At 71.0% G+C, this 24,315-nt stretch carries 10 protein-coding genes; 4 read left to right on the forward strand and 6 right to left on the reverse strand.

What is annotated here, in order from left to right; all coding sequences use genetic code 11:
* Positions 1 to 579: 579 nt before the first annotated feature.
* Positions 580 to 10,329: a LamG-like jellyroll fold domain-containing protein gene (locus ACZ8ZB_RS14050; RefSeq protein WP_470738055.1), complete on the reverse strand. Its 9,750-nt coding sequence runs from the start codon at positions 10,327 to 10,329 to the stop codon at positions 580 to 582.
* A 246-nt stretch (positions 10,330 to 10,575) separates the two neighbouring features.
* Here ACZ8ZB_RS14050 and ACZ8ZB_RS14055 point away from each other — a divergent pair, with 246 nt between their 5' ends.
* Positions 10,576 to 10,785, forward strand: coding sequence for a hypothetical protein (locus ACZ8ZB_RS14055; protein WP_470738056.1), 210 nt, complete (start codon positions 10,576 to 10,578; stop codon positions 10,783 to 10,785).
* A gap of 113 nt (positions 10,786 to 10,898) precedes the next feature.
* Positions 10,899 to 12,884, forward strand: a complete 1,986-nt coding sequence (locus ACZ8ZB_RS14060; RefSeq protein WP_470738057.1) for a tachylectin-related carbohydrate-binding protein — start codon at positions 10,899 to 10,901, stop codon at positions 12,882 to 12,884.
* A 67-nt stretch (positions 12,885 to 12,951) separates the two neighbouring features.
* On the opposite strand, the gene ACZ8ZB_RS14065 is transcribed toward ACZ8ZB_RS14060, so the two are convergent.
* Positions 12,952 to 13,731 carry an HNH endonuclease family protein gene (locus ACZ8ZB_RS14065; RefSeq protein WP_470738058.1) on the reverse strand — a complete coding sequence of 260 codons (780 nt, stop codon included), beginning with the start codon at positions 13,729 to 13,731 and terminating at the stop codon, positions 12,952 to 12,954.
* Positions 13,732 to 13,894: 163 nt separating this feature from the next.
* On the opposite strand from ACZ8ZB_RS14065, the gene ACZ8ZB_RS14070 reads away from it, so the two are divergent.
* Positions 13,895 to 14,080 carry an Rv0909 family putative TA system antitoxin gene (locus ACZ8ZB_RS14070; protein WP_470738059.1) on the forward strand — a complete coding sequence of 62 codons (186 nt, stop codon included), beginning with the start codon at positions 13,895 to 13,897 and terminating at the stop codon, positions 14,078 to 14,080.
* Positions 14,081 to 14,146: 66 nt separating this feature from the next.
* Here the strand turns inward: ACZ8ZB_RS14070 and mfd are convergent, their stop codons facing one another.
* The 3 genes from mfd to ACZ8ZB_RS14085 form a co-directional block, all read right to left on the reverse strand.
* Positions 14,147 to 17,680 (reverse strand): transcription-repair coupling factor, encoded by a 3,534-nt coding sequence (mfd, locus tag ACZ8ZB_RS14075; RefSeq protein WP_470738060.1) that lies wholly within the window; start codon positions 17,678 to 17,680, stop codon positions 14,147 to 14,149.
* Positions 17,681 to 17,981: 301 nt separating this feature from the next.
* Positions 17,982 to 20,561, reverse strand: coding sequence for an ABC transporter permease (locus ACZ8ZB_RS14080; RefSeq protein WP_470738061.1), 2,580 nt, complete (start codon positions 20,559 to 20,561; stop codon positions 17,982 to 17,984).
* Positions 20,558 to 21,346, reverse strand: coding sequence for an ABC transporter ATP-binding protein (locus ACZ8ZB_RS14085; RefSeq protein ID WP_470738062.1), 789 nt, complete (start codon positions 21,344 to 21,346; stop codon positions 20,558 to 20,560). The genes ACZ8ZB_RS14080 and ACZ8ZB_RS14085 overlap by 4 nt, the downstream gene beginning before the upstream one ends.
* A 439-nt stretch (positions 21,347 to 21,785) precedes the next feature.
* On the opposite strand from ACZ8ZB_RS14085, the gene ACZ8ZB_RS14090 reads away from it, so the two are divergent.
* Positions 21,786 to 23,279, forward strand: a complete 1,494-nt coding sequence (locus ACZ8ZB_RS14090; protein WP_470738063.1) for an MFS transporter — start codon at positions 21,786 to 21,788, stop codon at positions 23,277 to 23,279.
* Between the two features lie 68 nt (positions 23,280 to 23,347).
* Here the strand turns inward: ACZ8ZB_RS14090 and ACZ8ZB_RS14095 are convergent, their stop codons facing one another.
* A complete protein-coding gene (locus tag ACZ8ZB_RS14095) occupies positions 23,348 to 24,232 on the reverse strand; it encodes a cellulose-binding protein (RefSeq protein WP_470738064.1) in 885 nt (294 codons plus the stop codon).
* Between the last annotated feature and the right edge of the window lie 83 nt (positions 24,233 to 24,315).

Genomic DNA, 24,315 nt, shown 5'->3' on the forward strand with positions numbered 1-24,315 from the left:
AATTCCAACCTACCCATGGGGGGCGCATGGAAGTCCCGCGTTGTGCGTCCGCATTGCCGCCGGCGTTGCCATTATTGTCGCCAAGCCCTCTCCGAGGCTACTACTGCCCTGCAGAAGATTGCTTCTGCAGGGCAGTAGTGATTCCTAGATATACGGGATCATTTCGCCGGAACCGTCAAATCTCAATCTTCACGCCACCACTCGAAAAATCGAGGGATGCAGCATCGATTTCTCGGATTCGCAAATCAGTTCCCCATGGCCGAAACCCGAGAAGGGGACGCGGCGTGCCTCCGCCCCAAGACTCCCATGGGTCGAAGTAAACCGGGGCCTTGACGATTGGCCCGTAAGGACCGACCGCAACCGGTTCTCCAATCGATACTCTGATGACTTCCAGCAGCTGGCGCACCTGATCCACATCGGCGCCAGCGGTGCAACTCCAACTACCTAGCCAAGAGACAGGAGGCAGGGAATCGGCAGCCCTGAGGCAGACCCAGGTCCTGGCGGACACTTCCGCGTCCCCACGTAGGACATAGGCAGTAAAGTGCACAGGTGAGTCCAGTCGAACTGCCCACGCCTCCACTAACTTCCTCCGATCATTATTTCAATGAGAGTGTCCGGATGCATCCGCCCATCCAAAACACGGTTTCTTATCTCCTCGGTCCTGTTATTCCCGTCGACGATACTCAGTCGGGACCCGGGAAGGTTTATGTCATCTTCCGGGGCGAACTCCCGGTACCCGGTAATGGGCTCACGCCCATTCGGTCCACCGAAGCGAATGAGATCCTCATTGGACAGAGATGTCACACCGCCATGCCCTGCGTCTGCACTGCCATACATTTGCTCGCGGGTTGCCGGGTTTCCGGGGATTCGATCTAGCATTTCACTGGCCTTTGCGTAAAAGCGCGTCGGCCTCTCGTGGATCGGAAGATCCGAAAGAGATGAATTGCAGTTGTGAACCAGGACCGGTGTGGCCCCCGCCAGCACATGGTACGTGTGGGCCCGGTCCACCGTCAGGTTGTGGACCGTCGTGCTCTGGGTCCACGCCCGGACCGCCGTCAGTTGGACCTTCGTGCCCGAGCCCGTGCTCAGCCACTGGCCCGGCTTCAGGTCGCCGGCGTCCAGCCATTCCCTCAGGTCCGGGACCCAGAAGGGGTGGCCCTCCGTCGCCGTCAGGACGGCCGTCGCGTCGCCTGCGGCGCCGTCCGTGTCGATCGTCAGGTCGACCAGGTGTTTCTCACCCTCGCCGGTGATCGTGCCGGTGACCTTCTCGGACGAGGTCTCGCCCGTCGTCGGGTCGGTGGCCTGCACCTCGTCGCCGACGTCCACGTCCTCGATGGGTTCGCGGCTGCCGTCCGCCATCAGGACCAACGTGCCTTCGGTGAAGCTGTTGGCCGAGGCCAGCAGGCTGGCTCCGTCCGCGACGCAGGACGTGTACTCCACCGCCGTGTCCAGCTTGTCGGCGGCCGCGGAGATGTCGTCCGCGTACTTCGCCGCGCTGGTCGCCATCCGGCCCGCCTTGGCCGCGCGGACCACGCCGGCTCCCACGCCGCCCAGGGCGACACCGGCCACCGTGGCCGCCGCCCAGGCGCAGGCCTCCATGTCACCCTTGGTGAGGCAGTTCTTGAAGTCGTTGAAGCCGGAGACCTCGGCCGCGAACTCCAGGCCGGCCTTCAGACCGTCCCGGATCATCGGGGCGGCCGCGCGGGCGAACTCCGTCGCGGCCTGGACCGCGTGGGAGACCGTCTCCACGACCTCACCGGCCGCCGCGACCACCGCGTCCCGTAGATCGGCCGCGGCCTGCGCCGCGTCCGCGATGACGTTGCGGGCGGTGTCCACCACCGCCGCGGGCAGGTTCGCCGCCGCGGAGACGATGTCCTTCGTCACCGATATCAGCGGTTTCACCGCCGCCGCTATCTCCGGGAGCGGGCTGTGCTTGATGGCGTAGGAGACGGCCGCCTTGGCCTTCCTGGTGACCTCCTTCGCGCGGGCCACCGCGGCACGCTTGACCGCCGCCGCTTTCTCGCGGGCCCACGCCACCGCCGATTTCGCCGCCGACGTCGCCTTGCTCGCCACCCAGCTGACCGCCGAGGACACCTTCTGCGCGACCCAGCGGACGGCCGACTTGGCCTTGTTGTAGACCCACTTGGCCGCGTTGCTGATCACCCGGCCCACGGCCTTCACCGCGGAGACCGCGGCCCGCCACGTCTTCTTGACGACCTTCTTGACCCCGGAGGCGACCTTCTTGACGCCGCTCTTGATGGCGCTGCCGACCTTCTTCACCCCGGAGGCGACCTTCTTGCACCAGCCGCAGCTCGGCCAGTGGCCGTCGGGGTCGACGTAGTCCAGCGGCGCGCCGGCGCCGTAGGTGTAGCGGTTGGCCAGGATGGAGGCGCCGCCCGCGTAGTTCACCGAGTCGCGGGAGTCGAAGGTGCCGGTGCCGGGGTTGTACCAGCGGGCGCCCATGTTCACCTGGTCGGTGTCGGGGTCCGTGTAGTCGCCCTGGTAGCCGAGCTCGCCGGAGACTCCGGAGCTGGTGTCCTCGTCCGCCAGCTCCTCGCCGAACGGGCTGTACGTCGTGGAGCCCGCCAGTTCCGTCAGGTCGCCGTCGGTCGCGTCGAAGTCGCCCACCACGTCGCCGTGGGAGTCGGTCAGCACGAGCTGCGCCGTGCCGTTCTCCGACACCGACATCAGCTCGTCCATCGGGCCGCGGCCGTAGGAGGAGGCGCCGTCGCCGACCGGGTCGGGGCTGAGGCCCGCGTAGGAGAAGTCGGTGCCGTTGCGGGAGTCGACGCGGTTCAGGGAGTCGTAGTCGTAGGAGACGTCTCCGGCCCGCAGGAGCCGGTCGAAGGCGTCGAAGGCGAAGTCCTCGGTCAGCCCGGAGCTGGTGCGGGAGGCCAGGGTGCCGCGCGCGGTGTACGTGTAGGTGTAGTCGCCGTCGGACCGGACGCGGTTGCGCTCGTCGTAGACGGCGGTCTTGTCGCCCTCCCGGGTGCGGTTGCCGGAGGCGTCCCAGGCGTACTCGGTGGTGTCGCCGTCGGCGGTCCAGGAGGTGAGGCGGCCGGCCTGGTCGTAGCCGTAGGTGTTGTCGGCCGCGTTGCTTCCGGTGACCTTCTTCGAGGTCAGGTGGTCGTTGTCGTCGTAGCCGTAGTCGATCGAGGTGACGGCCCGGCCGGCGCTGTTGGTCAGGGTGTCGGTGTCGATGCGGCCCAGGTCGTCGTAGCCGTAGGTACGGCTCTGTCCGGCGCCGTAGGAGACCTGGCGGAGCATGCCGGAGGTGTCGTAGGCGTAGCTCTGGCTGGTACCGGTCAGGGGGTCCCTGGCGGTGGACAGCCGCTGCTTGGTGTAGGCGAACAGCGATGTGCCGGCGTCGTCGGTGCGGCTGGTCAGCAGGCCGTCGTCGTCGTACTCGTAGCTCGCCTCGCCGGACGGGCCCTCCGCCGACAGCAGCAGGCCGCGGTCGTTGTAGGTGTAGGTGTTGTCGCCGTCGGGGGTGCCGGCGGAGGTCAGGCGGCCCGCCGCGTCGTAGCCGTAGGTGCGGTCGGCGGTGGCGGTCTCGGCGCCGGTGCCGGTCTCCTCGATCAGCCGGCCGGTGTGGTCGTAGACGCGGTTCCGTGTGACGCCGCCGGGGGCGGTCGCCCGTACCGCCTGGCCCGCCGCGTCGTAGGCCGTGGTCCAGGTGCGGTCGGCGGCGGCCGGGTCGGTCTCGGTGGCCGGTTCGATCACCGACTCGGCGAGTCCGAGGGTGTTGAAGGTGTAGTAGGTGGAGTTGCCGCGGCCGTCGGTGTAGCGGGTGCGGTTGCCTGCCGCGTCGTAGCCGAAGGACGTGGTGATGGACTCGGTGTCGGTGACCGGCTCGGTCTGCCGGGTCAGGCGGCCCAGCCCGTCGTAGGCGTAGCGGGTGGTGTGACCGAGGGGGTCGGTCGACGCGGTGAGGTTGCCCGCGTCGTCGTAGTCGTAGCCGATGGTCCGGAGGGAGTTGTTGTCCGGGGCGAGGTCGGACTCGGAGACGAGGCGTCCGGCCTGGTCGTAGAGGAGCGACGAGGTGCGGCCGAGACCGTCGGAGCGGCGGACCTCGCGGCCGGCCAGGTCGTAGCCGAACTCGGTGACCGTTCCGCTGGGCTCGGTCAGGCGGGTGAGCTGGCCGAGGCTGTCGTAGGTGAACGACGTCTTCGCACCGCTGGGGTCGGTCTGCTCGGTGACGTTGCCCGCGTCGTCGTAGGCGTAGCGGGTGGTGAACGCGTCCTGGTACGGCTTGCGGTCGATCTGCGTCCGGGTGACCGGGCGGTCCAGGTCGTCGTAGGTCGTCTCGGCGCGGGCGCCGGTGGGTCCGGTGACGGAGAGGACCTCGCCGGTGCGGGTGTAGGTGTACGTCCACCGGGCGCGGTCGTCGCCGGTGCCGGTGGGTTCGTCGCGGACGGTGACCCGGTTCAGCCGGTCGTAGCTGTAGCGGGTGACCTGGTCGAGGGGGTCGGTCGCCTCGACCAGGTTGCCGAGCGCGTCGTAGCGGTACTGGGCGGTGGGGGTGACGGGCGTGCTCGTGCCGGGCGCGGTGTACGCGGCGCCCGTGGTGCTGATCCGCCGGCCCAGCCGGTCGTACTCGGTGCGGGTGACGTTGCCCAGCGGGTCCTGGACGGAGGTGGCGGCGCCGTAGGTGTCCAGGCCGACGACGGTCAGCGGACGCGTGCGCTGGACGGCACCGCCGTTCCGCTCGGTGTCGACCTCGGGGGCCAGCGTGGAGATCTGGCGGCCCAGCGCGTCGTAGCCGTAGTCGGTGACGTTCCCGGCGGGATCGGTCACGCTCTTCGTCAGCCCGCGCTGGTCGTAGGCGTACGTCGTGGTCAGCGTCTCGGAGCCGTTGTGGGTGATCTCCTTGGTGGCGTTGCCCGCGAGGTCGTAGACGTAGTCGACCTGCTCGGGGGTGGCGCTCACCGGCCACGGCACGTGGGACGGGTTGCCGCTGTTCCTCGTCGTGGTGACGTTGCCGGCCCGGTCGTAGGTGTAGGTGGTGGAGCGGGCCAGGCCGTCGGGGTCGGTCACGGTGGAGGCGACCCGGCCGACGGCGTCGTAGGTGGTCCTGGTGACCGTCCGCCCGTTGTCGGTGGTCTCCTTGGTGACGTTGCCGGCGCCGTCGTACTCGTTGGCCTCCACGACGATGTCGCGGGTGGTGCCGTCGGCGTTGCGGAACCCCTTCAGGGTGATGGACTTGACCAGGTCGTCGCCGTAGTACCGGTATTCCAGGGTGCGGCCCATGGCGTCGGTGTGCTGGGCGAGGCGGCCGGCCATGTCGTACGCGTAGGACTGCAGGACCAGGTCCTCGCCGGAACCGTCCGCGTCCTCGGGGTCGCCGTCCCAGTCGACCAGGCGCACCTCGGCGATCATGTTGCGCGCGGTGTAGGCGTACTCGAAGCGGTTGCCGTTGCCGTCGACCATGAAGGTCTGGTTGCCGAACGGGTCGTAGCCGTAGGAGGTCTCGTTGCCCTCGGCGTCGGTGACGCGCACCGGGCGGCCGTGGTCGTCGAGTTCGTACGTCATCGAACGCGGCAGGTCCGCGCCGACGACGTCGTCGATCTCGGTGGCCGTCACCACGCCGTCGGGGTCGTACGTCGTCGTGGTGCGCTGCTGGTGCTGCGCCCCGGTGACGGCGTCGCCGACCTGCGGATCCGTGGAGGAGATCAGGCGGGACAGCTTGTCGTACCGGTAGGTGGTGGTGACCCCGTCCGGCCGGCTGTCGGAGATCTCGGTCTCGCTGATCCGCCGGCCGATCGCGTCGTAGGTGTAGCGGGTGACGAGGCCGGACGGCTCGGTGACCTCGGCGATGTCGCCGCTGTTGTAGTAGGCGTAGCGGGTGACGGCGCCGCGCGGGTCGGTGCTGGTCTTCAGCAGCCCGGTGGGGGTGTTGCCGCCGTCGCGGGCCGGTTCCACACCGGTGGTGTAGGTGTTGACGACCGAGCCGCCGTCGGGGTTCTTCTGGGTGAGCAGGTTGCCGTTGGCGTCGTACTTGTACGTCGTCAGGTAGCGGTCGTCGGTGGCGCTGGTGGAGCGGGCGTCGCGGGTCTCGGTGGGCAGGTCGACGCGCAGGTCCAGCTCGTCCAGGCCCGCCGGGTAGGTGGTGTACGAGGTGTGGCAGTCACCCTTGGCCCGGCAGGTGGTCCGGCTGTTGACGTTGCCCCGGTCGTCGTAGCCGAGGGTGACGGTGTCGCCGGTCTCGCTGGTGACGACGGTCTGGTAGCCGCGGTCGTCGTAGGTGTAGCTGCGGATCGCGACACCGTCGACGGGGTGCCGGATGAAGTCGGGGCTGCCGTCGTCGTCGCCCGGCGGGGTGGTGCAGAACATCGGGTCGCCGGGGTCGGGCTCCGAGCACACCTCCGTCGGGGCGGAGGTGGACGGGGACGGCTCGGGGGTCTCGTCGTACTCGCGCGTGCCCAGGCCCAGGGGTTCGCCGTAGCGCAGCAGCTGGGAGGTCATGCCGTCGTACTCGTAGAAGTACGGCTGGCCGACCGGGTCGTGCACCTCGACGGTGCGGCGCAGGTCGTCCTCGTCGCCGAAGACGGCGGGGGCGCCCACCGCCCAGGTGCCGCCGTTGGCGTCGGTGTACTCGCTGACCCGGTCGCGGGCGATGTCGTAGGAGACCTCGGCAGCGGTCCGGCCGCTGGGCAGCGTGGTCCTGGTGAGCAGGTCGGCGGCCTCGGTGCCCAGGGCGTAGTGGGCGGAGACGGCCTGGGAGCCCAGCGGGTGGTGGTAGACGGCGACCTCGTCGATCGAGCCCGCGAAGGAACGGGCCTGGGCCGCGCCCCAGCCGGGCCAGCTCGCCGGGGAACTGGGCCGGGCCGCGCCGATCTGGTTGTGGGTGAGGTTCTGCGCCTGGATCTGGCCGCCGGCCAGGGTGGCGGCCTGCTTGCCGTCCAGGTAGAGGGTCTGGGTGGCGCCGGAGACGGAGAGCACGGCGTGGTGCCACCTGCCGTCGTTGACGTTGGTGGTGGTGGCGGTCATGGGGTGGGCGGTGCCGTCCCAGAACTGACCGCGCAGCTTGCCGTCGGTGCCGACGTACAGGGTGGGCACGCCGGTGCCGGGGGCGGTGCCCCACGCCTTGTCCTGGTAGCCGATCAGCGGGCCGCCGGTGCCGCCGGGGATGGTCTTGAACCAGACCTCGACGGCCGCGTCCCGGCTCGCCTTCAGGGCGCCGCCGGGCAGGGTGACCCGGGAGGTGGTGCCGTTGAAGGTGGCGGCGGTGGAGGGGTCGCCGGCGGCCGCGCCCGTGGTGCCGAGGGTGACGTCGGTGTAGGTGCCGCGGTCCTTGCCGAGGTTGACCTCGATGGCGCTCTCCGCCGAGGTGGCGCCCGTCTCCTCGCCGAGCCGCCAGTACGACTCGGGACGCGAGTCACGGACGCCCGCCGCGTAGTGGCCGCCGGCGGTGTAGGTGTAGGCCGTGCAGCCGCCCGTGGGGTCGCAGACCCGGTCCAGGACGTCACCGGTGTAGGAGTACGTCCAGGCCAGCGCGGCGCCGTCGACCGGGTTGGTGGCGACCCGGGTGACGTGGTCACCGGTCCAGGTGAAGGTCAGGGAGCGCTTGCTGCGCGGGTTCTCGGCCTTGGCGAGCTTGCCGCCGGAGTACGTGTAGTTGACGACGTTGGAGGTGGCGTCGGTGATCTTGACGAGCAGGCCGGTCCTGCTGAACGAGTACGTCGTGCCCGACTTGTCCTGGAGGGCCCAGGTGCCGGCGGTGGCGTCCTGCGTCAGCTTGGCGAACCGGCCGGGCGGCGGCGCGTAGGAGCCGTCGGGGTTCTTGCCGAAGCGGACGTCACGGCCGTCCGGGTAGCGGATGACGACGTTGCCGGTGCCGTCGTTGTCGGGGGTGAGCCGGATGTCGTAGCGGGTGGTCCAGCCGGTGCCGAAGGCGAGGTCGCGACGCGGGTCGAGGCTGTTGTAGGTCCGCACCAGCGTCATGTCCGGGCCGACGCCGGCCAGTGAGGCGTCGATCGCCGAGGTCGCGTAGTTGCCGACCTGCGGGTCGAACTCCAGGTCCTGCCCCTCGCTCAGCCGGGAGGTGATCTCCGGCTGCGGGACCGAGGTGAGCAGGGCGATCTGCGCCGTGGGCACCTCGTTGCTCGCGTCCTTGGCGAAGCCGCGCCACAGGTAGGTCTTGTTCCAGGACAGCCGGCCCGCCGGAACGCTGTAGGCGGGGCTCGACTGGTAGGCCGAGGTGACGCAGTTGACGGGCTTGTCGCCGTCGCCCTGCTCACAGACCTCGAACTTGTACTGGAGCGTCTGCCCGGCGGGCGCGTCGATGTCCACGGCACTGGCCCACAGCTGCGGGCTGAGCGTCTGCGCCTGGTAGCCGTTGGGCGGGTACTGCTCCTGCACCACGGGAGCGATGTCGAAGACCTGGAGGGAGAGCCGGCCGGGGGCGACCTGCTCGTCCGTGAAGACCGGGCCGCCGGACCTCACCATGGAGAAGTCCAGCATGTACGCGCCCGGCGGCAGTGCCTTGATGGTGGCGGTGAAGGTGGTCCTGGCGCCGTGCGCGACGTTGGTGGTCAGGTTGGCGGCGCGCTGCTGGGTGACCAGCTTGCCGTCCTTGTCGTACGCCCGGTAGGCCAGGTAGTACGCGCCCGGCGTCCAGGTCCCCGCGCCCTTGTTGGTGACGGCCACCTTGACCTGCCCGGCCTGGTTCTGCAGGACCGGCGGGTCGGGGACGGGCTGGGTGAAGGAGTAGCTCGCGTTGTACGGCGAGTGGGTGACGTACAGCTTGGGCGGATTGGCCGTGCCGTGCCCGGCGAACTTCTTCCAGGCCAGGGAGTCGGTGGCCGAGGCCCGTACCGACAGGCCGTGGTTGGCCTGGGTGCCGTCGACCCAGCGCTGGACGAGGTCGCGGCCGGCCTTGCCGAGGTCGAACAGCTCCGAGGCGGCGGGGCAGGCGGACTTGGACTTGCCGGTCGCGATGTAGCCGTAGGCGAAGGATTTGGAGGCGAGGCTGCCGCCGACCGCGGGGCCGGGGTAGCCGAGGCCGGTGCCGGCGGACCAGGACTCGGTGACCGGGTGGACCGACACCGGGCGGGCCCTGCAGGAGGCGGAGTCGTAGTTGGTGAGCTGGAGCTGGGCGCCGAAGATCTTGTGGTGGCGCAGTTCCTCGTCGAGCGAGGGGAATCCGAGGTAGGTGGCGGTCGCGCCGTCGGCGCCCTTGCCGACCTGGAGTTCACTGGTGCCGACGACGGAGCCGCCGCTCTTGACGTAGACGCTGGTCTCGGCGGACGAGGTGTCCACGGAGGGGTCGACCTTGACCGGGAAGACCCGTTCCGGATCGCGCAGCCAGTCCGCGTCGACGGTGATCCGCAGGGTCTGGCCGCCGCCGGCCTCCTCGACGAGGTCGTAGGCGACGTCCTCGGAGCGGGCGGGGGCGCCCTGCTCCCCGCCCCGCCCGGAGTCCTCCATGAATCCGGCCGGGATGACACCGGCGACGCGGCCCTTCGCGTCGGTCAGTTCGACGGCGCCGTCGGCGGTCCGCGCCGTCAGCCCGTCCAGGGCGAGGGGGAAGTCGAAGGTCGTCGGGGCGTCGGCCGTGTGCAGGACGAGGGTTTCCTTGACGCCGCCGGCCTGGGACTCCAGCGTCAGATCGGTGTCCGGGAGGACGCCCTCGTAGGTGACGGTGCCGCCCTCGGCGCGGCCCTGGACGCCGGCCGCGCCGCTCAGGCCGTACGACAGGACCTGGCCGCCGGGCAGTTCTACGGTGGCCAGGCGCGCGGAGTCGGCCCGTCGGTCGATGCGTACGCCGACCGCGTCGGCGGTGTTGCGCCAGCCGTCGTCGTCGGCCCGCAGCTCCGTGTCGATGGGCTGCCAGTCCCCTTCCCCGTCGCGGTAGTTGACCGGCGTCGGGGACACCTCGGTGGTCCGGGTGCCGTCCTCGTTGGCGTAGGTACGGCTGAAACCGTCGCGCTCGGCGGGCAGCTCCTCGCTGCGCTCGGGGTCGAAGCCGGTGACCTCCGTGGTCGGCGAGGCGACGACCTCGGCCTTGTTGCGGGCCTGCTTCTCGGCAGCGGCGACACTGCCCTTCCTCACCGTCGTCGGGTACTTCGACCGGAGGGTCCGCGGCGGCTCGGTGTTGGTGTCCTTCTCGCCGACCAGGTGGTCCTTGCCGTCGGCGGTCCCCCACCGCTGGTCGGGGGCCGAGCGGCCCTGGGGGTCCCCGGGGAAGAGCGGGATGCCGGTACCGGACAGCGCCAGGGAACTGGCCGCGATCACCGACGCCAGGAGGATGCCGATGGCCATGCCCCAGCGGCTGTGACGCAGCCGGCTGGACAGCAGTCTTCGGGCGACTCTCCGGTAGCCAGGCACAGTTCCCCCCTCAGGACCACGTGTGGGTCATGAATCGACTTATGGATCCTGTGAGTTGCGTGAAGATCCTGTCCAGACGATCACCGACTGTCCATCGGGTTGTCATGTACACGCATCAGCTGTTCACCTTCCCGCCGCTGCCGCGTTAACCGGGATCTGCCTAACGTCCCCCTGCCGGGAGTGCGCGATCATGTCGAACCGCTGCCCTCCTGCTCGGAATCACCGCACTGAGCTGGAAGGACGTCCATGAGATCCGCATCTGGCAGACGGCTCGGCCCTCGTCTGGTCGCGTGGCCGGCGGCAGCGGCTGCCGCCCTCCCCGCCGTCTCCATGTCGACAGCGCGCGCGTACGCCGCCGACCACGTCACGCGCATGGCGGCGATCACCGGCGACGACGCGGCCGGGTCCGCGCCGGCCCCCGAGGGGCGCCGTCTCCCCGTACCGCCGGAGAAGTAGCCCCGGCCCCACGAACCGCTCGCGGGGCCGTCGCCACACCTTCGCCGGTCCCGTTCCTCCTGCCGTCCCGCGCCCTGGGGCGGCCAGACCACACGAAGTCCGGAAGGATGCCGATGAGACCCCTGTCCCGTGGACGGCTCAGCCGTCGGGCGATCGCCATCACCACCGCGGCCGCCGCGCTGCCCATGGCCATGACCACCACCTCGGGCACCGCCCAGGCCGCGGACGAGATCACCTGCACGTCGACCGGCGCCCTCTACTCGGTCACCACCGCGGGAGACCTGCTGCGGCGCAATGTCACCGACCCGGCCGGCGCCACCGGCGCCCTGCCCGCGGCGAGCACCATCGACACCGGATGGAACCGGTACCCGCGCGTGCTGACCGCCAACGGAGCCACCTTCTACGGCATCAACTCGGATGGTCTGTACTTCAGCCACCGCGACTCGTCGACCTCCACCTGGGACGTCCACCACCGCAAGATCAGCGACTCCTACACCGGTTACCGCCTGGACGCCAACCGCAACAAGATCAGCGCGGACCGGGGCGGCAACCTCTGGTTCGTCGACGGCGACGGCGACCTGCGCTACGCCCGCTACATCAGCTCCAGCGACACCTGGACCGCGGACAGCAACAAGAAGATCGCCTCCGGCTGGGGCCGTTACGGCTTCATCGTCGCCACCGAGCTGGGCGTGGTCTACGGAGTCGACTCGGCCACCGGCAATCTGACCCGCTCCCGCTACGACTTCACCAGCCAGCGGTGGATCGAGCAGCACCGCACGGTCAGCTGGGCGGACTGGCGCGACACCGAGGACCTCACCTCCTTCGGCGGCGACACCATCCTGCGCGTCAGGCCCAACGGAGAGGTCCGCCAGTACCGCTACCGCGAGGACGCGGGCAACTTCGACCCCTACAACGCGCTCCTCGGCAGCGGCACGTGGTGGTCCGGCTACACCAGCGTGACCGGCGCGCCGGACGCCTGCCGCCTGGCCGCGAACCACACCCCGGCCACTCCGAAGATCCCCACCGAGTCCTTCACGCCGAACAGCGTGCTCCAGGTGTCCAGCGGTGAGATCGAGTACGCCTACACCGACAACATCGGGTATCTGGTCCACGGCCGGCAGACCGACCCGACGGACTTCAACTCCGTGCAGTGGACGACCGTATCCGGCAACGAAGCCTTCTCCGGACAGCCGCAGCTCGCCGAGCAGCCGGACGGCCGCACGGCGCTGACCGCGCAGAACGTCAACAGCGAGATCTGGTGGCGCCGCCACGCCGCGAGCAGCCCCGACTGGGGCGGCTGGATCAACCTGGCCGGTGCGATGGCCGAACACCCGGTCACCGCCAAGACGACCGCCGGGGTGCTCGCGCAGTTCGCGGTGGACGCCGACGGCAAACCCTGGTACCGCGTCCAGCAGCGGGCCAACGTCGACTTCATGGGCTGGATGCCGCTGAGCGGTGAGGGCTTCGCCGGCCCGCTCACCGCCGTCACCGTACGCGACGGCATCCAGCTCTTCGGCACCGACGCGGGCGGCACCCTGCGGACCGCGACCTTCAGCAACGGCAGCGTCGGCGCCTGGACCACCCTCGGCGACCAGGCCATCACCGGCGCCCCCTCCGTCGTCGCCTACCCCGGCTACCGCCTCGGCGTCTTCGCCCGCGACACCACCGGACACATCGTCAGCCTCACCCAGACGTCCGAGGGCGCCGCCTTCCCCGCCGCCTGGTCCCAGGTCGGCGACAAGACCTTCGCCGGTTCCCCCTCCGTCGTCATCAGCCCCCTCACCGGCATCACCGAGATCATGGCCCGCGCCGACGACGGCCACCTGTACAACACCGGCGAACAGACCCAGGGCTCCGGCACCTGGCGCGCCTGGAAGCAGGAGACCTACGAAGCGGCGGCCACCGACCCCACCGCCTTCACCTACACCAACGCCTCCGGACCCACCTGGGCCTTCTCCTACCGCACCGGCACCAACCAGACCCGCGTCTACGCGGCCTCCAGCGCCACCACCGCCTTCCGCGGCGACAGCAGCCGGGCCAAGGCCGAGCCCGCCCCCGTCTTCGAGGAGCACGAGCTCCCCGCACCCCCCGCCCGGTGACCACGGACGGGGCCGGCACCACCAGCGGGCCGGCCCCGTCCTGTCGCTCGGGGCGCGCCGCGCGGGCTCAGGCCCCGCACTGCTCCAGCATGGCGGTCCGGTCCGGCGCGGTGACCGGAAGGTCGTACTCCAGCGCCACCTGGGCGAACCGCACCGCGTACGAGCAGCGGACCGCCTTGTTGGGCGGCAGCCACGATGCCGGCCCCGAGTCCCTCTTGGCGGAGTTCGCGGAGCCCGAGACCGGCAGAAGGTTCAGCACGTCGTTGGCCAGCCGCTGCCGCTTCTCCTCGTCCCAGCGGGCGGCGCCCATCTGCCAGGCGTAGGACAGCGGCACGACGTGGTCGATCTGCACCTCGGCGGCCTCCGCCTTCTTCCAGGCGACGTCCTTGCCGGTGTACGGGTCGTACAGGTCCATGGACACGACCACGCAGTCGGAACCGGTGCGGAACTCGACGTCGCGCCCGTGGAGTCTCAGCACGTCGTTCCTCGTGTCACAGCCGTTCCGCGCCAGCGGCACACCGTCCGCCGTGTCCATCCACGCATAGCCGAACTCGTCCCGGTCGTAGCCCGTCCTCGGGCCACGTCCCTTCGTGGGCACCCTCTCGATGAGCTCGCGCGCCTCGGCCCGGTCCGGATCGCCGGTCACGGGCGCGAGACCCGGCCGGGTGCCGTCGGGGTTGTCCAGCGGGCTGACGGCGCGTCCGTCGAAGGCCGCGCTCCCGCTTTCGTCACCGGCCGGGGACCCCGCGTCCTGGACACCCTCGCAGCCGGTGAGGAGAGCCGCAGCGACGATCACCGCGGGCCCCGCGCTCCGGGCCCGTATGCCCCATCCCTTGTTCCGCGTCACCGCGCCCCTCCTTCGTTCATCTGATTTCTGCCCTGGTGGGGGCGGGTCGAGCCGGATTTCACCGTAACGAGCGACAGGTTCAGACCAATTCGGCACTACACGGGCATTCATCGCACAGCACGCGTATCGTCGGTTCCGAGTCACCTCCGGAAGGAGTTCCCGCATGGGCATCCTCGACAAGTTCAAGAGCAGCAAGTCGGCGCACGACAAGGCCGGCAAGGCCTCGGGCGCCGCGAAGAAGAAGATGAACGAGAGGACCGGCGGCAAGCACAGGCAGCGGATCGACACCGGGCAGCAGCATGCCGAGCACCGGTTCGGCATCCACCGCGGCCGCCCCGGCCGGCCGTAAGGCGTCGCGCCCCCGCCAGGGCCGTCCACGGCGGCCTCCCGCCGTGGACGGCTCCTCGTCCGCGGGTCAGGATCCCAGGACCGACGTCAGGAACTCCCCGACCCAGCCCAGCAGGTCCCGTCCGACCAGCGGCTTGCCGCCCACCTTCGCGGTCTTCGGGCGCGGGACCAGCACCTGGTGCGCGGACGCCTTGATGACCGTGCCGGGGTACAGGCGCTTCAGGCGCAGCTCCTGGGACTCGCGCAACTCCACCGGCGCGAAGCGGATGTTGTTGCCCTGGAGCATGATCTCGCCGACCCCGCACGCGCGGGCCAGCATCCGCAGGCCCGCCACCAGCAGCAGGTTCTCCACCGGCTCCGGCAACTTGCCGTAGCGGTCGACGAGTTCCTCGCGCACGGCCTTGACGTCCTCCTCCGAGTTCGCGGAGGCGATCGCCCGGTACGCCTGGAGGCGCAGCCGCTCGCCGGGCGCGTAGTCGTGCGGGACGTGCGCGTCGACGGGCAGCTCGATCTTCACCTCGAGCGGCGGCTCCTCCTCGATCTCACCGGTCTCCAGCTGGCGCCGGTAGTCCGCGACCGCCTCGCCCACCATCCGTACGTACAGGTCGAAGCCGACGCCCGCGATGTGGCCGGACTGCTCGCCGCCGAGGAGGTTTCCGGCGCCGCGGATCTCCAGGTCCTTCATCGCCACGTACATGCCCGCGCCCATCTCGGTGTGCTGGGCGATGGTGGCGAGACGCTCGTGCGCGGTCTCCGTCAGCGGCTTCTCCGGCGGATACAGGAAGTACGCGTACCCGCGCTCCCGGCCTCGCCCCACCCGGCCGCGCAGCTGGTGCAGCTGGCTGAGGCCGAAGTTGTCGCCACGCTCGACGATCAGGGTGTTGGCGTTGGAGATGTCGATGCCGGACTCGACGATCGTCGTCGACACCAGCACGTCGAACTTCTTCTCCCAGAAGTCGACGACGACCTTCTCCAGCGCCGACTCCGACATCTGGCCGTGGGCGGTGGCGATGCGCGCCTCGGGCACGATCTCCCTCAGCCGGGCCGCCGCACGGTCGATGGACTCCACCCGGTTGTGGATGTAGAAGACCTGGCCCTCGCGCAGCAGCTCGCGGCGAATCGCGGCGCCGATCTGCTTCTGCTCGTACGGCCCGACGAACGTGAGCACCGGGTGCCGCTCCTCCGGCGGGGTGGTGATCGTCGACATCTCGCGGATGCCGGTGACCGCCATCTCCAGGGTGCGCGGGATCGGCGTGGCGGACATGGTCAGCACGTCGACGTTGGCGCGCAGCTTCTTCAGCTGCTCCTTGTGCTCGACGCCGAAGCGCTGCTCCTCGTCGACGATGACCAGGCCCAGGTCCTTGAACTTGGTCTCCGAGGAGAACAGGCGGTGGGTGCCGATGACGACGTCCACCGAGCCCTCCCGCAACCCTTCCAGGACCGCCTTGGCCTCGGTGTCGCTCTGGAAGCGGGACAGCGCCTTCACGACCACCGGGAACTGCGCGTACCGCTCGCTGAACGTCCCGAAGTGCTGCTGCACCAGCAGCGTGGTCGGGACGAGCACGGCGACCTGCTTGCCGTCCTGCACGGCCTTGAAGGCGGCCCGCACCGCGATCTCGGTCTTGCCGTAGCCGACGTCGCCGCAGATCAGGCGGTCCATGGGGACCGACTTCTCCATGTCCTCCTTGACCTCGGCGATGGTGGTGAGCTGGTCGGGGGTCTCCGCGTAGGGGAAGGCGTCCTCCAGCTCGCGCTGCCAGGGCGAGTCGGCGCCGAAGGCGTGGCCGGGGGCGGCCATGCGGGCGCTGTACAGCTTGATCAGGTCGGCGGCGATCTCCTTGACGGCCTTCCTGGCGCGCGCCTTGGTCTTGGTCCAGTCGGCGCCGCCCAGGCGGTGCAGGGTGGGGGCCTCGCCACCGACGTACTTGGTGATCTGCTCCAGCTGGTCGGTGGGGATGTACAGCCGGTCGCCGGGCTGGCCGCGCTTGGCGGGGGCGTACTCCACGACCAGGTACTCACGAGTGGCGCCCTGCACGGTGCGCTGCACCATCTCGATGTAGCGGCCCACGCCGTGCTGCTCGTGGACGATGTGGTCGCCCGGCTCCAGGGTGAGCGGGTCGATGGTCTTGCGGCGCCGGGCCGGCATCCGGGCGCCCTCGCGGCCGGAGGCCTTCTGGCCGGTCAGGTCGGTCTCGGTGAGCACGGCGAGTTTGAGCGCCGGGTCGACGAAGCCGTGGTCGATGCAGCCGCAGGCGACGTGCACGACGGACGGGGTGATCTCGCCGAGGTCCGCGTCGAGGCGGGCGGCGATGCCCTCGCCGCCGAGCACCTCGACCGTACGGGCGGCCGGGCCGTGGCCCTCGGTGACGAACACCGTGCGCCAGCCGTCGGCGAGCCAGCCCTTGGTGTCGGCGAGCGCCCGCGCGGTGTCGCCGCGGTAGGTCTCGGGGGCGTGCATGCCGAGCTTGAGGGTGTCCGAGGCGAGCTCCTCGTCGGCGGCGAACGGCGACACCGACCACCACATCATGTCCAGCTCGCGGGCCCGGTCGCGGACGTCCGCGATGGACCACAGGGAGGCCGCGCCGACGTCGATGGGCGCCTCCCCGCCGCCGGCGGTGGCCGCCCAGGACGCCTGCAGGAACTCCTGGCTCGTGGCCACCAGGTCGGCGGCCCGGGTCCGCACCCGCTCCGGGTCGCAGACGACGGCCATCGCGCCCTTGGGCAGCACGTCCAGCAGCAGCTCCATGTCGTCGACGAGGACGGGGGCCAGGGACTCCATGCCCTCCACCGCGATCCCCTCGGCGATCTTGCCGAGCAGTTCGCCCAGCTCCGGGTGGGCCTCGGCGAGGACCCGAGCACGTTCCCGCACGTCCTCGGTGAGCAGCAGCTCGCGGCACGGCGGGGCCCACAGGCCGTGTTCGGCGACCTCCAGGGAGCGCTGGTCGGCGACCTTGAAGTAGCGGATCTCCTCGACGTCGTCGCCCCAGAACTCCACGCGCAGGGGGTGTTCCTCGGTGGGCGGGAACACGTCGAGGATGCCGCCGCGCACGGCGAACTCGCCGCGCTTCTCGACCAGTTCCACCCGCGCGTACGCGGCGGCGGCGAGGGCTTCGACGGTCTCGTTCAGATCGGCGCTGGAGCCGGTGCGCAAGGAGACCGGCTCCAGGTCGCCCAGCCCCTTGACCTGCGGCTGGAGCACCGAGCGCACGGGGGCGACGACGACGGAGACCGGGCCGGTCTCGGGGTCGTCCGCACGGGGGTGGGCCAGGCGGCGCAGTACGGCGAGGCGGCGGCCGACGGTGTCGCTGCGGGGGCTGAGCCGCTCGTGCGGCAGCGTCTCCCAGGAGGGGTACTCCACGACTCCCTCGGGTGGGAGCAGGGAGCGCAGGGCCGCGGCCAGGTCCTCCGCCTCGCGTCCCGTGGCCGTCACCGCCAGTACGGGACGGCCGGTGTCGCGGGCCAGGGCGGCGACGGTGAAGGGGCGGGCCGCGGGCGGGCCGACCAGGTCGACGTGCATGCGGTTGCCGTCCGCGGCGGCCGCGATCGCTTCCGCGAGAGCGGTGTCCTTGACTACGGCGTCGAGCAGACCGTGCAGGCTCATTCGGGGCGCTTTCCGTCCGGGGGTGTGCAACACGTCGGGCCCGACGCGCGCGGCGGGCCGGGGGTGTCCAGCGTACGTCGCCGGGCCGCCCCGGTGCCCGGGCTGTGGACAACGCCCGTCGACCGGTGAGCGGTGCTGGTGCTCAGCCGTCCAGGGGGCTCCGCCCCCGGACCCCCGTCCGGCCCTGGACGGGGACCGTCCTCGAACGCCGGACGGGCCGGTCGTACGCGCCCGGCGCCGGAAAGTCCTCGGCGGACTTTCCGGCGCCGGGTGGCACCCCCGCAACCCCCGTGTGCGGTGGCTAGTCGGTGGCGATGGCGTTCAGGACGTTCATCCGGCCGGCGCGGAAGGCCGGGACCAGGGCGGCGAACAGGCCCACGAAGGCCGATCCGATGAACACCCCGGTGATCGTCGGCCACGGGATGTCGAGGACCTTCAGGCCCTCCAGGGCGAGCAGCTGCTGGGCGGTGGCGCCCCAGCCCATGCCCAGTCCCAGGCCCAGCAGGGCGCCGAAGAGGGCGATCACGACCGACTCCATGCGGATCATGCGCCGCAGCTGCCGGCGCGAGAGGCCGATGGCCCGCATCAGGCCGATCTCCCGGGTGCGCTCCACGACCGACAGGGCCAGGGTGTTCACCACACCGAGGATCGCCACGACGATCGCCAGGGCCAGCAGACCGTAGATCATGTTCAGCAGCTGGCCGATCTGGTCCTTCAGCGCCTCCTTGTAGTCGGTCTGGTCGCGCACCTTGTACTGCGGGTATTCGTGCAGCGCGTCCTTCAGCGCCGTGTACGCGGCGTCGGTCTGCCCGTCCTTCGCCGAGGCGAAGAGCAGGGTGTCCAGCGGCATCCTGTCGGCCGGGACGTACGTGGCGAGGGTGTCGATGGAGATGTACATCGCGCCCGCGTCGATGACGGCCTCGCTGCTGGTGATCGCCCGCACCGTCAGCGTGCCCGTCTCACCGTCCTTGAAGGCGACCTCGATCTTCGAGCCGAGCTTGATGCCGTGGTCCTTCGCGAAGTCCTCGTGGACGGACATCGAGCCGGGCTCGTAGGCGTCGCCGAGCTGCCCCGCGACCGTCTCGACCCGTAGGTCGGTCGCGTACGTCGGGTCGGCCGCCGTGATCGCCGTGTCCTTCGACGTCCTGCCGTCGGGCGTGGTGAAATCGGCCTCGGTCCACTTGTACTCGGTGACCCGCTCCACCCCGGGCGCCTTCTTCGCGGCCTCGACGGCCTGCGGGGTGATCAGCTGGCCGGTGTCGGACTGGACGATGAAATCCGTGCCGACGGTCTTGTCGAGCTCTTCGGTGGCGGACGCCACCATCGAGGAACCGACCACCGACAGGCACGCCACCAGCGCCAGGCCGATCATCAGCGCGGCACCCGTCGCGCCGGTGCGGCGCGGGTTGCGCAGGGCGTTGCGCTCGGCCATGCGGCCCACGGGGCCGAAGGCCCGCAGCAGGACCGCGCCGAGGACGCGCACCACACCGCTCGCCAGCACCGGGCCGACGACGACGAACCCGATCAGGGACAGCACCACGCCCAGGCCCAGCCACATCGAGCCGTCCGTCGCCTTGTCCGCGCTGCCCGCCAGGTACAGGGCGAAGCCGCCGGCGCCGGTGAGGACCAGGCCGATCCCGCCGCGTATCCAGCCGGCCTTGGCGTCCGCCGGGGTGCCGGCGTCGCGCAGCGCGGCCATCGGGGAGATCTTCCCGGCCCGCCGGGCGGGCAGGTAGGCGGCGAGGACCGTGACGACGACGCCGAGGAGCAGTCCGAGTGCCGGGGTCGTCCAGGCCACCGTGAGGTCGTCCGTGGACAGCTCCATGCCCATCATGCCCATGAGCTTCATCAGGCCGACCGCGAGTCCGACGCCCGCGCCCACTCCGAGGACCGAGCCGAAGACGCCGAGCAGCAGCGCCTCGACCAGCACCGAGCGGTTGACCTGCTTGCGGGACGAGCCGATCGCCCGCATCAGGCCGATCTCCCGGGTGCGCTGGGCGACCAGCATGGAGAAGGTGTTGATGATCAGGAAGATGCCGACGAGGAAGGCGATCCCGGCGAAGCCGAGCATCGCGTACTTCATGACGTTCATGAACTCGCCGACGCTCTTCTGGTTGGCCTCGGCGGTCTCCTCTGCGGTCAGCACCTTGTAGTCGCCGCCGAGTTCGGCCGCGACGTTCTTCTTCAGCTGTGCGTCGCTGACGCCGGCCGCGGCGGTGACGTTGACGTTGGTGTAGACGCCGCCCTCGCCGACCAGGGTCTGCTGCGCGGTCTTGACGTCCAGGTAGAACAGCGCGGCGCCGGGGTTGGTGACGGTGAAGTCGGCGATGCCGGAGATCTTCGCGGTGTGCGTGCCGAGCGCGCTGATGACGGCGATCTCGTCACCGAGCTTCAGCTCGTGCTTGTCGGCGGTGTCGGCGTCGACCATGACCTGGCCGGCGCTCTCGGGCGCGGCGCCGGAGGTGATCTCCATGGTGCGGGCGTCGTTGTCGTTCCAGCTGCCGACGATGGTCGGGCCGCCGCTGGTCGGCGAGAGGTTGTCCTTGTCGCCGTCGACGACGGTGACCGAGGTGGAGTGCACCGTGCCCTCGGCCGACTTCACGCCGTCCACGCCCTTGACCTCGTCCAGGACGGAGGCCGGTATCACCGGCGGCTTGCCGCTGTCCGAGGTCGTCTCGCCGCTGTCGGAGGCGTCCTTGGAGCTGACCGTGACGTCCGAGGAGGTGGCCGCGAACAGCTTGTCGAACGTCGTGTTCATGGTGTCCGTGAACACCAGCGTCCCGCACACGAACGCCACGGACAGCAGCACCGCCACCGCGGACAGCGCCATCCGCCCCTTGTGCGCGAAGAAGTTGCGCAGGGATGTCTTCAGGACGGTCATGACGTGCGCCCCCGGGCGTCGAAGTCCTTCATGCGGTCCAGGACCTGCTCGGCGGTCGGCTGGTGCATCTCGTCGACGATGCGGCCGTCGGCGAGGTACAGCACCCGGTCGGCGTAGGAGGCGGCCACGGGATCGTGGGTGACCATCACGATGGTCTGGCCCAGCTCGTCCACCGAGCGGCGCAGGAAGCCGAGCACCTCGGCGCCGGCGCGGGAGTCGAGGTTCCCGGTCGGCTCGTCACCGAAGATGATCTCCGGCCGGGCCGCCAGCGCCCGCGCCACCGCGACCCGCTGCTGCTGGCCGCCGGACAGCTGCGTCGGCCGGTGCTTCAGCCGCTCCGCGAGGCCGACGGTCTCCACCACCCGGTCCAGCCACTCCTTGTCGGGCTTGCGGCCGGCGATGTCCATGGGCAGCGTGATGTTCTCGATCGCGTTCAGCGTCGGCAGCAGGTTGAACGCCTGGAAGATGAAGCCGATCCGGTCGCGGCGCAGCCGCGTGAGCTTCTTGTCCTTCAGACCGGTGATCTCGGTCTCGTCCAGGTAGATCTGACCGGACGTCACGGTGTCGAGCCCGGCGAGGCAGTGCATCAGCGTGGACTTGCCGGACCCCGAGGGGCCCATGATCGCGGTGAACCGACCGCGGGCGATGTCCACGTCGACGTGGTCGAGGGCGACGACACGGGTCTCGCCCGACCCGTAGGCCTTCACGACCTGCCGCGCCCGCGCGGCAACGGCCGTACTTTCTCCAGCGCCCCCGTGCCTGGGAATGGTCACAGCCGATGTCACGGTAAGTCTCCTATGTCGGTCAGCAGATGAAAGCGGTGTTCCGGCGCCCGCCCGGCGTGCCCGGCGGCCGCTTCGTGCGTGTTCGTGCGACGGGATTCAGTCTGGCGTCCGGCAGGGGTCCCGCGCCCTGGTGTTCAGCGCAGTCTTGTACTGGGGAAAACCCCACCCCCGCAGGTGCACCGCGCCGCCCCCCAGCGGCGTAAAGCCAGGTTAAGGGCGGCCCCCGCCCCGTCTCGTCCTCCGCCGGTACGAAGCCTCCCCGACCCGTAGTACGGAGGTACCCCTAAGGGCTCTCCTCCGTCAGGCGGACCCCGTCTCGGGGTCGCTCCACCCGTCGGCCCGTCAAGGCTCCGCCCTCCCGCCACGTGAGGGTCAAGTGCGAAGCTGTGCCGCGGCAGACAGGTGCAAGGGGCACTCAACCGCGAGGAAGGGAATCCGGGTGGACGGCACCAGACCGGTGACACGCGACAGCGGGCGACACGCCGCGGCCGGACGGCGCGGCGCCGTCGTCGCCGCGCTGATGCTCGCGATGGCCCTGGCGGCACTCGACTCCACCGTCGTGTCCACCGCCGTCCCGCAGATCGTCGGCGACCTCGGCGGCTTCTCCCACTTCTCCTGGCTCTTCTCCGGCTACCTGCTGGCCGTGACGGTCACCCTCCCCGTCTACGGCAAGCTCTCCGACACCTTCGGCCGCAAACCGGTCCTCGTCGCGGGCGCCGCACTGTTCCTGCTGGGCTCGCTGCTGTGCGCCGCGGCCTGGAACATGGCCGCGCTCATCGCGTTCCGCATCGTGCAGGGCCTGGGCGGCGGCGCCCTCCAGGGCACCGTGCAGACCCTCGCTGCCGACCTGTACCCACTGGAGGAGCGCCCGAAGATCCAGGCCCGGCTCTCCACCGTGTGGGCCCTCTCCGCGGTGGCCGGCCCCGGCCTCGGCGGACTGCTCGCCTCCTACGCCGACTGGCGCTGGATCTTCCTCGTCAACCTGCCCGTCGGAGCGGTGGCGCTGTGGCTGATCGTCCGCCACCTCCACGAGCCGCGGCGGGAGAACGGCCGCCACGCGCGCGTGGACTGGACGGGCGCGGTCGCGATCTTCGCCTGCGGCGGCGTCCTCCTCACCGCGCTCGTCCAGGGCGGGGTCGCCTGGCCGTGGCTGTCCGCCCCGTCACTCGCCCTGTTCGCCGCGGGAGCCGCGCTCCTCGTGGCCGTGGTCGTGGCGGAACGCCGCGCGGCGGAACCGATCATCCCCGGCTGGGTGTGGCGCCGCCGCACGATCGCCGCCGTCAACCTGGCCCTCGGCGCCCTGGGCCTGCTGATGGTGGCCCCCACGCTCTTCCTGCCCACCTACGCCCAGACCGTCCTCGGCCTCACCCCGGCGGCCGCCGGATTCGTCCTCTCCGTGTGGACGCTGACCTGGCCGGTGTCGGCCGCCCTCAGCCAGCACGTGTACCGCCGCATCGGCCTGCGCAGCACCGCGATGCTCGGCATCGGCACGGCCTCGCTCGTCCTCCTGGCGTTCACCTTCCTGCCCTATCCCGGCGAGGCGTGGCAGCCGACCCTGCTGATGCTGCTGCTGGGCGCGGCCCTCGGCCTGTTCCAGCTGCCCCTGATCATCGGGGTGCAGTCCTCGGTGGGGTGGGAGGAACGCGGCACGGCGACCGGGTCGATCCTGTTCTGCCGCCAGACCGGCCAGACCATCGGCGCGGCCCTCTTCGGAGCGCTCGCCAACGGCGTCCTGGCCGCGCGCCTCGGCGGCGCGAACGACCTGGACTCCGTCACCCGCGCCCTGGACGCGGGCACCGTCCCCGAGGCGATCCGCCGGGCCGTCGCGGACGCCGTGCACGCCGCCTACCTCGGCGCGGCGGGCGCGGCGGCACTGGCGTTCCTGGTCCTGCTGGTCCTCGCCCCGCGCACCTTCCCGGTCCTCAAGGACTGAACCGGCCCCGCGGCCCGAACGGCCCCTCCCCGCCGGCCGCGGCACAGGGCCCCGCGCCCGGCACCGGGTCACTCCACGGCCCGGCCCGTCAGCGCACTGAGACCGGCACACACCTGGTCCAGCTGCGCCTGCACGTCCTCCCGCCTCCCGGCGTGCTCGCGCAGCACCCGCTCGGTCTCCCGCGCGACGTCCTCCGCGCGGACGCGCGCCCCGGCCAGCAGCTCCGCCGCCCGCTCCCGCGCCTCCTCCGCGCGGCGCCGCGCCACCTCCTCCGCATCGGCGAACACCTGCCGCGCCTCGGCCAGCACACGCTCGGCACGCTCCTCCGCCTCCGCGTGCCGGGCCTCCAGCACAGCCACCCGCGCGGCCTCCTCCCGGGCCACCGCGTCCAGCCGTTCCGCCTGCTCCCCTGCCGCCTCGGCGAGCATCCCGGAGGTGCGCTCCCGCATCTCCCGCAGCACCGCCAGCGTCTGCGCGCGCCGCTCCTTCACCTCAGCCCGGGCCTCGGCCCTGATCCGGTCGGCCTGCGCGCGGGCCGCCGACAGCACCTCCCCGGCACCCTCGTCGGCATCGGCGCGCACGGCCTCGGCGTGCGCCTGCGCCGCCTCCCGCACGCCGGCCGCGTCGTCCGCCGCCAGGTCCGTCACGTCCCGCGCGTACTGCCGCGCCGACTCCCGCACGGCCGCCGCCTCCTCCCCGGCCAGCGCGAACAGCCGCCGCGCGCTCTCCCCGAGCGACTCGTACGTCTGCGGCGCCAGCCCCGCCACCCGCGCCCGCAGCAGCGCCAGCTCCTCCTCCATCTCCCGGGCGAGGACGGTGAGCCGCGCGGCCCGCTCCCAGGCGGCGTCACGACGACTCGAGAGGGCCTCGACGTACGCGATCACCTGCAGGGGACGGTAACCACGCCCCCGTACGACCTCGAAGCCCTGCGACGACACCGATGCGCTGCTCACCCTGGAACCCCTCTCCACCGACGGACCCGAAACCCAGTACGAAAGACCGGGTACGAAATGGGATGAATCGCGCACATCTTGGT

The organism is Streptomyces sp. 12E, assembly GCF_055633275.1.

What these genes read in the sequence shown, in the direction of transcription:
- ACZ8ZB_RS14055 (WP_470738056.1), top strand. Translation starts at nt 10,576, where the DNA reads ATGAGATCCGCATCTGGCAGACGGCTCGGCCCTCGTCTGGTCGCGTGG.
- ACZ8ZB_RS14060 (WP_470738057.1), top strand. Translation starts at nt 10,899, where the DNA reads ATGAGACCCCTGTCCCGTGGACGGCTCAGCCGTCGGGCGATCGCCATC.
- ACZ8ZB_RS14070 (WP_470738059.1), top strand. Translation starts at nt 13,895, where the DNA reads ATGGGCATCCTCGACAAGTTCAAGAGCAGCAAGTCGGCGCACGACAAG.
- mfd (WP_470738060.1), bottom strand. Translation starts at nt 17,680, where the DNA reads ATGAGCCTGCACGGTCTGCTCGACGCCGTAGTCAAGGACACCGCTCTC.
- ACZ8ZB_RS14080 (WP_470738061.1), bottom strand. Translation starts at nt 20,561, where the DNA reads ATGACCGTCCTGAAGACATCCCTGCGCAACTTCTTCGCGCACAAGGGG.